Below are 14365 nucleotides of genomic sequence, written 5' to 3' on the forward strand. Positions count from 1 at the left end.
CGTTCAAGCAGCAGAGCCAAGAGCAGCAGAATAAGATTCTGCAGAAGCAACAGCGAAAGCAAAAACCATCAACCAACCCGGGGGCCACTCTCAACTAATCCGTGGTCCGAGAAAACCCGGCAGGTCAACCCGCATGGTCGAGGTTCTTGAAAAGTCGGCCCCCAAGTCGCGGCGAGCTGTTGGCTAACAGCTCCAAACCAATATACAGAGTGATACGCTGGCGCATGGCCTGCCTCCGCGAATGTGCGTTGTTGCCTATAGGACCAACGGTGTGGCGCTGTGCGCTCGCGCCTAATCCACGGTACCTCGGCGGCAGTGACCTGCCTGGAATCAAGCCCTTCTATTTAGTGACAAGAGGTCATCGCTAAAGCATGTGGAAACGTATCTGGAGTGATCCGGTCTGGAGCAAGGTAATCTCCGCTGCGATTATTGCGGTAGCAGCGGGCGTCGGAACCTACTTGTTGGATTGGTGGCCGACTATCGGCAGCTACTTTGCAAAAGGGCTTGCCTTCGCTGGTGCAAGCTCACTGGTGCAAAATTGGTTTCTCGCAGTAATTGGGCTACTCGCCCTGCCGACTGTTGTCGTGTTAGTTGCATTGATGTGGCAGTTGGTTGGGACAGGCAAGCCCGAGGCCCCGAACTGGGAGGCCTATGTCTCGGATGTGTTCTTGGGGCTGCGCTGGCGATGGCATTACAACGGCTCAACCATGTCGGACTTAACGACCTTCTGCCCGCACTGCGACTATCAAGTTTTCCCAGCGAACGCGAGTGCTTACAACGTTATCGATCGTATAGCGTTCTCCTGCGATAGCTGTCGCGCGGAACTTGGAACGTTCGACGAGTCATTCCATTCGCTTGAAAACAAGGCACGCCGTTTCGCACAACAAAAGATTCGTACCCGTAGTTGGAATGCTAAAAAAGTCGCCTAACAACGCCGGTATGATCCGACTGGCTCATCGAAGCCGTGGGGAGATGCGGGAGGAGTCCATTCGATCGTTCACCCGGATTTCTTCGCGGATGCCTTCGTCTTCGCTATCCAGCCGTCGACGCGTGTCTCGAGTACATCGAGCGGCAGCGCGCCGCCGTCGAGGATCTCGTCGTGGAACGCGCGGATGTCGAACTGGCCGCCGAGTTCCTTCTTCGCCTTCGCGCGCAGTTCGAGGATCTTGAGCTGGCCGAGCTTGTACGAGAGCGCCTGGCCCGGCATGACGATGTAGCGGTCGGTCTCGGCCTGCACGTCCGGTTCGTCGTCGGAGGAATGCGCGTGGAACCAGTCGACCATCTGCTGCCGCGTCCAGTGCTTGTAGTGCACGCCGGTGTCGAGCACGAGGCGGTTCGCGCGCAGCAGCTCGTCGGACAGGTGGCCGTAGTAGCTCAGCGGGTCCTGGTAGAAGCCGACTTCCTCGCCGAGGCGTTCGGCGTACAGCGCCCAGCCCTCGACGTAGGCGTTGTAGCCGGCCTGCTGGCGGAACGGCGGCAGGCCCGGCAGGGTCTGCGCGATCGAGATCTGCATGTGATGGCCGGGCACGCCTTCGTGATAGGCCGTCGTCTCGATGTTGAGCAGCGAGCGGTTCTGGAAATCGCCGGTGTTGACGTAGACACGGCCGGGACGCTTGCCGTCGGGCGTGCCCTGGTTGTACTCGGCGGCAGCGGCTTCCTTCTCGCGGTATTCCTGCGTCGGCACCACCTCGACCGCGCTCTTCGGCAACAGGCCGAACAGCTGCGGCAGCTTCGGCTCCATCTGCGCGATGTACTTTTTATACAAATCCACGATTTGCTGGCGCGAGGTCGCGTGCGTCTTCGGATCTTTGTCCATCGCCTCGCGGAAGGTCTTCAGGTCCTTGTAGCCCTGCTTCTGCGCGATCTTGAGCTGCTCGCCCTCGATGCGCTTGACCTCGGCGAGACCGAGCTCGTGGATTTCCTGCGGCGACTTGTTCGTCGTCGTCTGCTGCTCGACCGAGAACTTGTACAGCGCATCGCCGTTCGGCAGCGCCCACATGCCCGGCTCGGTGCGGCCCTTCGGCGCATAGTCCTTCTCGACGAAATCGGCGAGCTTCGTATACGCCGGGCGCACCTTCTCGTCGACCGCCTTGAGAATGGCGTCATGCAGGCGCTTGCGGTCGGCTTCGGCGACGCCGTCGGCGAACTTCGCGACCGGGCGACCGAACACGCTGTCCTCGCCGGCGGGCTTGGCAATGTCGCGCATCTGGGTGACGACCTTCTCGAGCAGGAAGCGCGGCGGCAGCATCTTGTCGCGCTCGCCCTGCTTCAACGTCTCGGTGATCTGGTCGAACAGTACCGGCAGCGAGTTCAGGCGCGCGAGATAGTCCTCGTACTGTTTGGTCGTCTCGAACGGCACCATCGAGACGAACTGCGGCAACATCAGATGCAGGCCGTTGAACTGGTCCAGCGGCATCTCGTTGAGCTTGAGTTCGACGCTGCGGATGTTGTCGCCGAGCTGGCGCAGCATGAGTTGCTGGTTGAGCCGGTCCTGTTCGTCGAAGCCGCTCGTATCGATGGCCTTGAAGCGCGCAAGGAACGCTTCGTTGTCCTTCTTCTGCTGCTGCGCGGCGGCGGGCGAGGCATCGCTCCAGCGGTCGTTGTAGCGATAGTCGCCAAGCATCGTGGCGAACTCGGGCTGGTGCTTGAGCGTGTACTCCCACTGCTCGGCGAGCAGCGCGTTCAGCGCCTTGACGCGCGTGGCGGCATCGTCTGCGGGGTGTGCGAACGCGGAGGCACCACCGGCGACGGCAACGGCGAGAAACAGGGGTTTGAAGGCGATGCGCGACATGGCGACTCCTGGAAAAATGGAGCGTCACTCTGCGCGGACCGCATCGCGATGTCCAGTGCCGAAAGTGCGCCGTCTACTCCGCGTCGGGCTGCTGCGCCGGCGCAGCGTCGGCGAATGCGGCGAGTTCGGCGCAGCGCGCATCGACCGCGGCGATCGTCGGGAATCGGCTCATGTCGACGCCGAAGCGGCGAGCATTGAACACCTGCGGCACGAGCATGATGTCGGCCAGCGTCGGCGCATCGCCGTGGCAGAACGCGCCGCGCGCCGGGTCTTGCGCGAGCCGGGTTTCCAGCGCGCCAAAGCCGGTGCCGATCCAATGCCGGATCCAGGCGTCGGTGCCTTCCTTGTCCTGGCCACAGTTCGTGGCGAGACATTTCAGCACACGCGTGTTGCCAAGCGGATGAATGTCGCAGGCGATGTCGAGCGCGATCGCGCGTACCGCCGCGCGACCGGCGGCGTCGGGCGGCAGCAGCGGCGGCTGCGGATGGGTTTCGTCGAGATACTCGATGATCGCGAGCGACTGGTGCACAGCGAGGTCGCCGTCGGCGAGCACCGGCACGAGACCCTCGGGCGCAAGGCTGCGGTACGCCGGCGCGTGCTGCTCGCCGCCGTCGCGCACCAGATGCACCGGCAGATATTCGTACGCCAGGCCCTTGAGGTTGAGCGCAATGCGCACGCGATACGAGGCCGAACTGCGGAAGTAGCTGTAGAGTTTCATGATGTCTCCCGGAACTCAGACGACGGCGACTTCGAATTCGCCCAGACCATCGATGCCGCCGCGCATGCGATCGCCCTTGACCACTGCGCCGACGCCCTCGGGCGTGCCGGTGTAGATCAGATCGCCCGGCACGAGTTCGAAGAACTTCGACAGGTACGCCACCGTGTCGGCCACCGACCAGATCAGGTCGGAAAGATCCCCCTTCTGCTTCGGCTGGCCGTTGAGCGTGAGCCAGATCGCGCCGCGCGCGAGGTGACCGACATCCGCAGCGCGATGGATCGGTCCGATCGGCGCGGCGTGATCGAAACCTTTGCCGATGTCCCAGGGCTTGCCGGCTTCTTTCATGCGCGTCTGCAGGTCGCGGCGCGTCATGTCGAGGCCGAGCGCGTAACCGTAGACGTGATCGAGCGCTCGCTCGGCCGGAATGTCGCGGCCGCCTTTGCCGATCGCGGCGACGAGTTCCATCTCGTAGTGGCAATTCTTCGTCTCGCTCGGGTACGGAAACGCGCCGATCGCGCCCGGCGCGACATTGACGATCGCATCGGCCGGTTTGCAGAAGAAGAACGGCGGCTCGCGCGCGGGGTCGGCGCCCATTTCACGCGCATGCGCGGCGTAGTTGCGGCCGACGCAGTAGATGCGGTGGACCGGGAACACGAGGTCGGTGCCGGCAACCGGAACCGCCACCACGGCGCGAGGCGGAAAAACGGGATTCATTTCGGAAGACTCCAACCAAATGTGGAAACCCATTATCGCCGAGCCGCGTTGTGTTTATCGCAAACCATCCGTCACCGTGGCCGCGGCAGCCTGGCGTGCGTAGCGCTGCGCCAGCACCGCGCAGACCATCAACTGGACTTGATGGAACAGCATCAGCGGCAGCACGATCGCGCCGACCGCCTGACCGGCGAACAACACGTTGGCCATCGGCACGCCGCTGGCGAGACTCTTCTTCGAGCCGCAGAACAGGATCGTGATGCGATCCTCACGCGAAAAACCAAGGCGCTTGCCAAGCTGCGAGGTCACGAGCAGCGCGATCGCGAGCAACACGCAGCACAGCACGAGCAGCAGCAACAGTGCGCGCAGCGATACCTGCTGCCACAGCCCGGCCACGACGGCCGCGCTGAATGCGGTGTAGACGACGAGCAGGATCGAGCCGCGATCGACGAAGCCGACCAGCTTCCTGTGCCGGTCGATGAAACCGCCGAGCCACGGCCGCGCGACTTGCCCGGCGACGAACGGAACGAACAGCTGCAGCACTATGCTGCGGATCGCGCCGATCGGCGCCGGCCCCGCGCTGCCCATATTCGTGTGGATCAGCACACCGACGAGCAGCGGCGTGATGAAAATGCCGAGCAGGCTCGATGCCGACGCGGCGCACACCGCCGCAGACACGTTGCCGTGCGCGATCGAGGTGAACGCGATCGAGGACTGCACGGTCGACGGCAACGTGCACAGAAAGAGGATGCCGAGCGCGAGCTGCGTGCCGACGATGCCGGTGACCAGCGACCGCGTCAGCGTGCCGAGCAGCGGAAACAGCACGAAGGTGCACGCGAGCACGAGCAGATGCAGGCGCCAGTTGGTCAGACCGGCGATCACCGCCTCGCGCGACAGCTTGGCGCCATGCAGGAAGAACAGCAACGCGATCGCAAGGTTGGTGACGATCTCGAACACCCCGGCGGCCTGGCCGCGGCATGGCAGCAGCGTGGCGAGGATCACCGTGAGGATGAGCGCGAGGGTGTAGCGGTCGAAAACCAGGGTCACAGCTTCCTTCATGTCACGCGAGCACGCCGCGCATACTCGCCGAGCACGATCCGCCGGATCTCCACCTTGCGCAGCTTCCCGGTCGCGGTATGCGGCAACTCATCGACGCTGATCACCGCGTCGGGGACGCTCCATCTGGCCACCTTGCCTGCGTAGAGGTCGAGCATGTCCTGATGATCGAAACCCTGGCCAGGTTTCAACACCACGACGAGCACGGGGCGTTCGCCCCAGCGCGCGTCCGGAACCGCGACGACTGCCGCTTCCCGAATGGCCGGATGCGCCTGCGCAATGTTTTCGAGTTCGATCGAGCTGATCCACTCGCCGCCGGATTTCACTACATCCTTGCTGCGGTCCACGATACGCACGAAGCCGTCCTCGTCCATCGTCGCGACGTCGCCGGTTTCGAACCAGCCGGCGGAGTGAGCCGGACTTTCCGCGACGTTGTAGTAGCCGTCCGCGACCCAGGGCCCGCGCACGCGCAGCGCGCCGAACGCCTTGCCGTCGCACGCCACCGGCCTGCCGTCGTCGCCGTCGATGCGCAACTCCACGCCGAATATCGGCCGCCCCTGCTTCGATGCCAGCGCGAGCTTCTGCTCGTGCGCAAGCGAGGCATGCTTGGGCAACAGCGTTGCGACGAGCCCGACCGGACTCGTCTCGGTCATGCCCCAGGCATGGCGGACGGTGGCGCCCAGATCCTGGAAGCGCTGGATCATGACCGGCGGCACGGCGGAACCGCCGATCGCCACGCGCTTCAGCGTCGAGAAGCATTTGCGCTGTGAATCCATCCAGTCGAGCAGGCCGAGCCAGACCGTCGGCACGCCGGCGGTGAGGGTCACGCCTTCGCTTTCGATCAGCGCATGCAGGCTTGCGCCGTCGAGGTTCGGTCCCGGCATGACCAGTTTCGCCCCGACCATCGGCGCGGCGAAAGGCAAGCCCCAGGCGTTGACGTGGAACATCGGCACGACCGGCAGGACGCTGTCCGCCGCGGAAAGACCGTACACGTCGGGCACCACCACCGCCATGGCATGCAGGACGGCGGAGCGATGGCTGTAGAGTACGCCCTTGGGATCGCCGGTGGTGCCCGAGGTGTAGCACAACCCGCAGGCCGTGTTCTCGTCGACGACCGGCCAGTCGAAATCGTCCGACTCTGCCGACAACAACGTTTCGTAACAAACGAGGTTCGGCAGCTTTTCCGACGCCGGCATGTGCGCGACGTCGGTCATGATTACGATGGCCTTCATGCCGGCGAGCCGGTCGACCAGCGTTTCGAGAATCGGCAGGAAAACGGGATCGGAAAAAATCACGCTGTCGCCGGCATGGTCGATGATGTAGCCGATCTGCTCGCGGAACAGGCGCGGGTTGATCGTGTGGCAGACCAGGCCGGACCCCGATACGCCATAGTAAAGCTCGAGGTGGCGATGGCCATTCCACGCCAGCGTGCCGACGCGGTCGCCAAAGCGCAGGCCGAGCCTGCACAAGGCATTCGCAAGTTTGCAACTGCGGCGATTCAGATCCGCATAGTTGTACCGATGAATCGGGCCCTCGACGCTGCACGAAACGATTTCCGTATCGCCGTGGTACGCCGCCGCATGGCGCAGGATCGAGGAAACGAGCAGCGGCGAATTCATCATCTTTGCGAGCATGGTCTTCCGTCCTCCGTCAGATTCGAGACAAATTCGTCCATGCGATCGACGCCGATGTCCATCACGCCAGACCGAGCACCTTGCGGTTGAAGTCGTGGTCGGCATTCGCGCCGGCGAAATCGTCGAAGGCATGCCCGGTCACGCGAATGATGTGGTCGCGCACGAATGCGGCGCCTTCCTTCGCGCCGTCCTCGGGATGCTTGAGCGCGCATTCCCACTCGACCACCGCCCAGCCCGGGAAATCGTACTGGGCGAACTTCGAGAAGATCGCCTTGAAGTCGATCTGGCCGTCGCCGAGCGAACGGAACCGACCCGGACGATCGACCCAGCCCTGGTAACCGCCGTAGACGCCCGATTTGCCTGACATGCGGAACTCCGCGTCTTTCACATGGAAGATGCGGATGAACTCGTGGTAGTGATCGATATAGCGCAGGTAGTCGAGCTGCTGCAGGACGAAGTGGCTCGGGTCGTAGAGCATGTTGCAGCGACGATGCCGACCGGTCGCTTCGAGGAAGCGCTCGAAGGTCACGCCGTCGTGCAGGTCCTCGCCGGGATGGATTTCGTAGCAGACATCGACACCGACCTCGTCGAACGCGTCGAGGATCGGTGTCCAGCGCCGCGCGAGTTCGGCGAAACCCTCCTCGACCAGCCCGGCCGGACGCTGCGGCCACGGATAGAACGTGTGCCACAGCAGCGCGCCGGAAAACGTGGCATGCGCGGTCAGGCCGAGGTTCTCACTCGCGCGCGCGGCGAGGCGAAGCTGCTCGACCGCCCACTCGGTGCGCTTGCGCGGATTGCCGCGCACCGCTTCGGGCGCGAAGCCATCGAACAGCATGTCATAGGCCGGATGCACTGCGACGAGCTGCCCCTGAAGATGCGTAGACAATTCGGTGATCTTCAATCCGCACGACTCGACGACACCCTTGATCTCGTCGCAATACGCCTTGCTCCCGGCCGCGCGCGCCAGGTCGATGCAGCGGGCATCCCAGCTCGGGATCTGCACGCCGAGGTAGCCGATCGACGCCATCCATTTGCAGATGCCTTCGAGCGTATCGAACGGCGCCTTGTCGCCCATGAACTGGGCCAGAAAAATGGCCGGACCTTTGATCGTCTTCATGAGAAAGCAGTCCACTTCTGGTCGGATCGGGAGGAACGGACGACGGTGTCGACGAAGGCCATGCCGTGCAGGCCGTCGTTGACGTTCGGGAAATCGTAGTTACGCACATCGATGTCGGGGTCGTGCTCGTAGTCGCGCACCGCCTTGCAGAACGCGGTGTAGATGTTGGCGAATGCTTCGAGGTAGCCCTCGGGGTGACCGGGCGGCGTGCGCGCACCGGCGGCGGCGAGCGGATCGAGATAGCCGCTGCCGGTGCGCAGCACCTGCACCGGCGCATCGGGCAGGCGCAGCACCAGCGAATTCGCGTCGGCCTGCTGCCACTCGAGGCCGCCCTTCTCGCCGTAGATGCGGATGCGGATATTGTTCTCCTCGCCTGCCGCAACTTGCGTGGCGAACAGCACGCCGCTTGCGCCGCCGGCGAAGCGCAGCAACATCGCGGCATCGTCGTCGAGCCGGCGCCCGGGCACGACACTTTGCAGCGTCGCATCGACCTCGGTGATGCGCAGGCCGCTCACGTACTCGGCAAGGTGCGCCGCGTGCGTGCCGATGTCGCCGATCGCGCCGCCCGCACCTGACTTCGATGGATCGGTGCGCCAGCTCGCCTGCTTCTGGCCGCTGCGCTCGAGATCGGTGGCCAGCCAGCCCTGCGGATACTCGACGTAGATCTTGCGGATCGCACCAAGCCGCCCCGAGGCGACGAGCGCACGCGCCTGCTTGACCATCGGATAGCCGCTGTAGGTGTAGGTGACGGCGAGCAGACGCCGCGTGCGCACGACGATCTCCTGCAACTCTTTCGCCTCATCCAGCGAAAAACACATGGGCTTGTCGACGACGACATGGAAGCCGTTCTCGAGACAGCGCCGCGCCGGGTCGAAATGCACATGGTTCGGCGTGACGACTGCGGCGAAGTCCATGCGTTCGCCGACAGGCAGCGCCTTCTCGGCCTGGATCATCTGCGCATAGCTCGCGTACACGCGCGAGGCGGGCAGATGGTATGCCTCGCCCGCCTCGCGCGAACGCTCGGGCGAACTGCTGAATGCGCCGCAGACGAGCTGCACCTCGCCGTCGAGTTCCGCGGCGACGCGGTGGATGCGGCCGATGAATGAACCGGGGCCGCCACCGATCAAACCCATTCGCAGTTTTCGCGCCATGATCATTCGCAACCTGTTCAGGCCAGACCGACTTTCTCGAGCACTTCCCGCGGCGGCCCGTCGAACTGCTTCAACGGCACGTTGCCGACGTACTGCAGATCCTTGCGACCCTGCGGCGTGGTGTAGAAGCCGCCAGCGGTCAGATCGCGGAAGCGGGCGAAGAATTTCGCCGCCTCGGCGAACTCCGCCTTCGCCTTGGGCAGGTAACAGATGTCGTCGCAGATCGCGTGCCGTTGTTCCGTGCTCAGCGCCGCCGCCGGTTTCGAGTAGCGGCGCGAGGCTTCGGCCTCGAACCAGGCAAAACCTTCGAGCACGAGCTTGCGATCTTCCTGCTGACGCGGGTACGGCGCGCTGATCCACTCGTCGATGAAGTCGACCACGCCGACCGCGGATGCGCTCGGCGAGGTCGCATCGGCGGGAATGATCGCATCGCACAGCAGCGCGGCCTGCGCGCGCTGCGCCGGCGTGAACGTCAACGGCCACAGGTCGCCCGGATGATAAATCTCGAGCAGCCCGGGGTCCGCGCCGTACGGCACCGCCGACTTGCCGGCGGCCGCGTGGGCGGGAGAAAACCGAGCGTCGCCGAGCGGCAGCGACGCCGCCGCGGCCAGCATCCAGCGCAGGCTCGTGCGTCGGTCCATTCACAGCTCCTTGCGCTGCATGCGCTCGAGGATGTGGTCGGCCACGCGCCAGGCGTTGGCCATGATGGTCAGGGTCGGGTTCTTGTCCGCGTTGGAGGGAAACGGCGCGCCGTCGGTCACGAACAGGTTGTTCACGTCCCAGGCCCGGCACCATTTGTTCAGCACGGACTTCGCCGGGTCGCTGCCCATCAGCGTGCCGCCGACCTCGTGGATGATATTGCCGCCGGCGTGGATGGCGCCGTCGCCCGTGGTCTGCGCCTGCCCCTTCACGCGCCCGCCCATCGACTCGATCAAGTCGGCGAAGGTCTTCTGCATGTGCCGCGCCTGGCGAATCTCGTGCTCGGACCACTGCCAGTGGAAGCGCAGCACCGGAATGCCCCACTTGTCCTTCACCTGCGGATCGATCTCGCAGAACGACTGCTCGTTCGGGATCATCTCGCCGCGGCCGGAGAAACCGAGGAACGAGCCGTAGTAGCGGCGCGCGTCCTCCTTGAACTTCGCGCCATAGCTGCCGCCGCTCAGCCATTCGAGGCCGCCCGCCGTGCCGAAGCCGGGCATGCGCCGACCACCGGTGAATTCGATGTGGTAGCCACGCGGAAACGCCAGCTTGTGCGCCTTCTGCATCCGGTATCCCCACCACGGCACGTACATGTGCAGGCCGGAGGCGCCTTCCTCGTTGTGCGGCGGCAGATTCTCGAGCAACGGAATCTGTCCGTCGAGATCGCTGCCGACCGTGTCCATGATGTACCTGCCGACCTTGCCGCTGGAATTGGCCAGGCCCTGGGGAAACTGCGCGGACTTCGAGTTGAGCAGGATGCGCGCCGTTTCGCACGCACTCGCGGCGAGCACGACGACGCGCGCGCGCGCCTCGCGCGAGGCCCCCGTATGCTTGTCGACAAAGCGCACGCCCGAGGCGCGGCCGTCCTTGGCGAGCACGACCTCGGCAACCATCGCGTCGGTGACGATGTCGAGCTTGCCGGTTTCGAGCGCCGGCGGCAGGTGTACGGTCGTCGACTGGTAGTTGGCGCGGATCGAGCAACCGTGACCGCAGGGCGTCGCCCAGAAACACGGCGAGCGCTTGCGCATGTCGCGCGCGAGGATGTCCTGCGCGACCGCGTTGCCCGGATGCAGCTTCGCCGGTGCGTTCTTCCAGTCGAGCGGCGCGGTGAGCACGGCGCGATGGCAGGCGACCGTCGGGAAACCCAGCTTCGCCGTGTGCTTCTGCACGAGCAGATCACTGACGATCGGCTTCGGCGGCGGCAACAGGCAGCCATCGGGAGAATTCGGCGTGTTTTCCAACCCGTCGTTCGCCCCGTAAATGCCGACGAGCATCTCGACCTTGTCGTAGTACGGCGCCATGTCCTCGTAGGAAATGGGCCAGTCGAAACCGAGTCCGTCGCGCGAGTACGGCTTGAAGTCGTACGGGCCGTTGCGCAGCGCGATGCGTCCCCAGTGGTTCGTGCGTCCGCCGAGCATGCGCGCGCGCCACCACTCGAAGCGCCGCGATTTCTCCGTGCTCGCCTGCGTGTACGGCTCGCCCGGAACCTGCCAGCCGCCGTCGACCGTCGCATCATAGAAGCCGAACGGTTTTTCTGGGGTGGACGTGGCGCGCAACGGCGCCATCTCGGGCGTCTGGAACATCGCGGTCTCGCGCTCGGGATCGTAGCGGCGCCCGGCTTCGAGCATGAGTACGCTCGCGCCGTTCATCGACAACGTGTAGGCCGTCTGGCCGCCGCCCGCACCGGAGCCGACCACGATGACATCGTACTTGCCGCGCGCCGCCGTTTCCGCTGTCACCATCGCCATCGCCAGGACCCTGCGTTGCCTTTCAACACCGATCGCGAATTTGCGGTGGCGGTCATCTGCGTCCTGCGATTGAGGAAATCCACTTCGACCCGACCGTCTCACAGGTCGTGTTTCACCGTCAAGAAGATACAAGCGCAGCCCGCGCCGGGCGCCCCCGGACGGCGAGAATCGAACTGGCCCGGAACCGCCGCGGCGATACGACACACCCTGCGCATTTGCCGCAACAAGAGTATAATGCGAACCATTCTTATTTAGATGCAGGCTTGACGTGCTGCTTTCGGAACTGGCGATGGGTGCCTCGGCCACGGTGCTTGAAGTGAACGACAACGGGCCGGGAGACCGGATCGCGCAACGCCTGCGCGATCTCGGCTTCGTCACGGGCGAGCCGGTGCGCCTGGTTGCGCGCGGCCCGCTCGGCGCCGATCCGCTGCTCGTGCAGATCGGCTACACGCGCTTCGCGTTGCGCCGCGCGGAAGCCGCGCGCGTGACGATCACGACGGAGGCGGCAGCGTGAACGCCGCCGCCGCACCGCTGCGCATGGACGCATCGCACGGCCGTGCGCAATTGCAGGTTGCCCTTGTCGGCAATCCGAATTGCGGCAAGACCGCGCTGTTCAACCTGCTCACCGGCACGCGGCAGAAGGTCGCCAACTACGCCGGCGTGACGATCGAGCGCAAGGAAGGCCATTACACCGCGCCCTCGGGACGCAGCGTGCGCGTGCTCGACCTGCCCGGCGCATACAGCCTCGCTGCGACCAGCCCGGACGAGGCGATCACGCGCGACGTCGTCATGGGCCAGCATATGCAGGAAGCCGTGCCCGATCTGATCGTCTGCGTCGCCGACGCGACCAACCTGCGCCTGCATCTGCGCTTCGTGCTCGAGATCGCGCAGCTCGGCCGGCCGATGCTGCTTGCGCTCAACATGATGGATGCGGCGCGCCGCCGCGGCATTCGCATCGACACGGCCTCGCTGTCGCAAATGCTCGGCATGCCGGTCGTCGAAACGGTCGCGGTCAGGCACGGCGGCGCGAATGCGCTGATCGAACGGATGGATTCCACCCAGCCCTCGCCCCTCGCCCCTCGCCCCTCGTCGCTCGCCGCTCTGCCCGACCTGCACGCCGAAGTGCGCGCGATACTCGCGGCCACGGTCAGCATCCCGCGCCGCACCGCCGCGGTCGATGACGCGATCGACCGCATCGTGCTGCATCCGGTGTTCGGGCTCGCCATTCTCGCCGTGGTGATGTTCCTGATCTTCCAGGCCGTGTTCTCGTGGGCCACGCCCTTGCACGACGGTATCGCCGACGGCATCCAGGCGGCCGGCAACTGGATCGGCGACACGCTGCCCGCAGGTGCCTTGCGCAGCCTGCTTGTCGACGGCGTGTTCGCCGGCCTCGGTACCGTGCTCGCGTTCCTGCCGCAAATTCTGATTTTGTTCCTTTTTATACTTTGCCTGGAGGAATCCGGCTACCTGCCGCGCGCGGCCTTCCTGCTCGACCGCATGATGCTGTCGGCCGGCCTCACCGGACGTTCGTTCATCCCGCTGTTGTCGAGCTTCGCCTGCGCGATCCCGGGCATCATGGCCACGCGCAGCATTCCCGATCCGCGCGATCGCCTGACCACGATCCTGATCGCGCCGTTGATGACCTGCTCGGCGCGCCTGCCGGTGTACGCACTGCTCATCGCCGCATTCATTCCGCAGCGCACGGTGCTGGGCGTATTCAACCTGCAGGGCATCGTGCTGTTCACGCTCTACGTCGCCGGCATCGTCAGCGCGCTCGCCGTCGCCTGGGTGATCAAGCGCCTGCGCCGCGACCAGAGCGAGCACGCGCTGATGATGGAACTGCCTTCGTATCGCATGCCGCATCCGCGCGACATCGCGATCGGCCTGTACGAGCGCGGCATGATCTTCGTCAAGCGCGTCGGCGGCGTCATCCTCGCGCTGACCGTGCTGCTCTGGTTCCTGTCGAGTTTCCCCGCGCCGCCCGCGGGTGCGTCGGAACCCGCGATCCACTACAGCCTCGCCGGCATGATCGGGCGCGCGCTGCATGCGATCTTCTCGCCGCTCGGTTTCAACTGGCAGATCTGCATCGCGCTGGTGCCGGGACTCGCCGCGCGCGAAGTCGCGGTGTCATCGCTGGCCACGGTCTACGCGCTGGCCGGAGAAGGCGCCGATTCCGGACTGCAAGCCGTCGTCGCGTCGCAGTGGTCGCTGGCGACCGCGCTGTCGCTGCTGGCCTGGTACGTGTTCGCACCGATGTGCATCTCCACGCTGGCCACGGTCAAGCGCGAAACCGGATCGATGCGCAATGTCGTCGTGCTCGCCGGCTATCTGTTCGGCCTCGCCTACATCGCCTCGCTCGCGACGTACCAGATCGCCAAGGCCATCGGCGCATGAGCTACGCAATCTTCCAATCTTTCGCCATCGCGCTGATCCTCGCGTGGAGCCTGTGGTTCGCCGCACGACGCCTGTTCCCGCGCAGCTATCGCGCTGCGCAGGCGAGGCTTGCGCAGTGGCTTGGCACTTCGTCGAATGCCGCGCTTCGCGCACTCGGTGCGAAGCTGGCGCCGCAACAGGTCGCCCGTGGCGCCGGTTGCGGCAACGGCGGTGGTTGCGCGAGTTGCGGCACCTGTGCGCCGTCAGCCCTGCCGGCCGGCGACGCCCAACCGCTCGTGTTCCATCCGCGCGCGAAACAATAGTGCCGCCATCGCCGGCGACGGCGTACGATTCTCGCCTCCTTCCG

13 protein-coding genes are annotated in these 14365 nt (G+C 65.1%); 4 read left to right on the forward strand and 9 right to left on the reverse strand.

From position 1 onward, the window contains the following. The first annotated feature begins 371 nt into the window (after positions 1–371). On the forward strand, positions 372–929 hold the full coding sequence (locus AC16HO_RS11640) for a hypothetical protein (protein ID WP_395643054.1): 558 nt from the start codon (positions 372–374) through the stop codon (positions 927–929). 68 nt (positions 930–997) lie between these two features. Here AC16HO_RS11640 and AC16HO_RS11645 read toward each other — a convergent pair whose 3' ends face one another. From AC16HO_RS11645 to AC16HO_RS11685, 9 genes are all read right to left on the reverse strand, one after another. Next, positions 998–2791: a DUF885 domain-containing protein gene (locus tag AC16HO_RS11645; protein WP_395643055.1), complete on the reverse strand. Its 1794-nt coding sequence runs from the start codon at positions 2789–2791 to the stop codon at positions 998–1000. A gap of 73 nt (positions 2792–2864) precedes the next feature. Continuing rightward, positions 2865–3509: a maleylacetoacetate isomerase gene (gene maiA / locus AC16HO_RS11650; protein ID WP_395643056.1), complete on the reverse strand. Its 645-nt coding sequence runs from the start codon at positions 3507–3509 to the stop codon at positions 2865–2867. A gap of 15 nt (positions 3510–3524) precedes the next feature. Further along, on the reverse strand, positions 3525–4223 hold the full coding sequence (locus AC16HO_RS11655; protein WP_395643057.1) for a fumarylacetoacetate hydrolase family protein: 699 nt from the start codon (positions 4221–4223) through the stop codon (positions 3525–3527). A gap of 54 nt (positions 4224–4277) precedes the next feature. Then, positions 4278–5279, reverse strand: a complete 1002-nt coding sequence (locus AC16HO_RS11660; RefSeq protein ID WP_395643058.1) for a bile acid:sodium symporter family protein — start codon at positions 5277–5279, stop codon at positions 4278–4280. Next, positions 5276–6910 (reverse strand): long-chain-fatty-acid--CoA ligase, encoded by a 1635-nt coding sequence (locus AC16HO_RS11665; protein WP_395643059.1) that lies wholly within the window; start codon positions 6908–6910, stop codon positions 5276–5278. The genes AC16HO_RS11660 and AC16HO_RS11665 overlap by 4 nt, the downstream gene beginning before the upstream one ends. A gap of 61 nt (positions 6911–6971) precedes the next feature. After that, a complete protein-coding gene (locus AC16HO_RS11670; RefSeq protein ID WP_395643060.1) occupies positions 6972–8027 on the reverse strand; it encodes a sugar phosphate isomerase/epimerase family protein in 1056 nt (351 codons plus the stop codon). Then, positions 8024–9160: a Gfo/Idh/MocA family protein gene (locus AC16HO_RS11675; protein ID WP_395643061.1), complete on the reverse strand. Its 1137-nt coding sequence runs from the start codon at positions 9158–9160 to the stop codon at positions 8024–8026. The genes AC16HO_RS11670 and AC16HO_RS11675 overlap by 4 nt, the downstream gene beginning before the upstream one ends. Before the next feature lie 35 nt (positions 9161–9195). After that, entirely contained in the window at positions 9196–9819 is a 624-nt protein-coding gene (locus tag AC16HO_RS11680) for a gluconate 2-dehydrogenase subunit 3 family protein (protein WP_395643062.1), read from the reverse strand. After that, positions 9820–11625 carry a GMC family oxidoreductase gene (locus AC16HO_RS11685; protein WP_395643063.1) on the reverse strand — a complete coding sequence of 602 codons (1806 nt, stop codon included), beginning with the start codon at positions 11623–11625 and terminating at the stop codon, positions 9820–9822. 268 nt (positions 11626–11893) lie between these two features. On the opposite strand from AC16HO_RS11685, the gene AC16HO_RS11690 reads away from it, so the two are divergent. The 3 genes from AC16HO_RS11690 to AC16HO_RS11700 are packed head-to-tail and all read left to right on the forward strand — an operon-like array spanning position 11894 to position 14321. Next, positions 11894–12139, forward strand: coding sequence for a FeoA family protein (locus tag AC16HO_RS11690; protein WP_395643064.1), 246 nt, complete (start codon positions 11894–11896; stop codon positions 12137–12139). Between the two features lie 23 nt (positions 12140–12162). Beyond that, positions 12163–14019, forward strand: a complete 1857-nt coding sequence (gene feoB, locus AC16HO_RS11695) for a ferrous iron transporter B (RefSeq protein WP_395643415.1) — start codon at positions 12163–12165, stop codon at positions 14017–14019. Beyond that, the gene (locus AC16HO_RS11700) at positions 14016–14321 is read left to right on the forward strand and encodes a DUF6587 family protein (RefSeq protein WP_395643065.1); all 306 of its coding nucleotides are present in this window, start codon (positions 14016–14018) and stop codon (positions 14319–14321) included. The genes feoB and AC16HO_RS11700 overlap by 4 nt, the downstream gene beginning before the upstream one ends. Positions 14322–14365: the final 44 nt, after the last annotated feature.

The organism is Rudaea sp. (assembly GCF_057139185.1).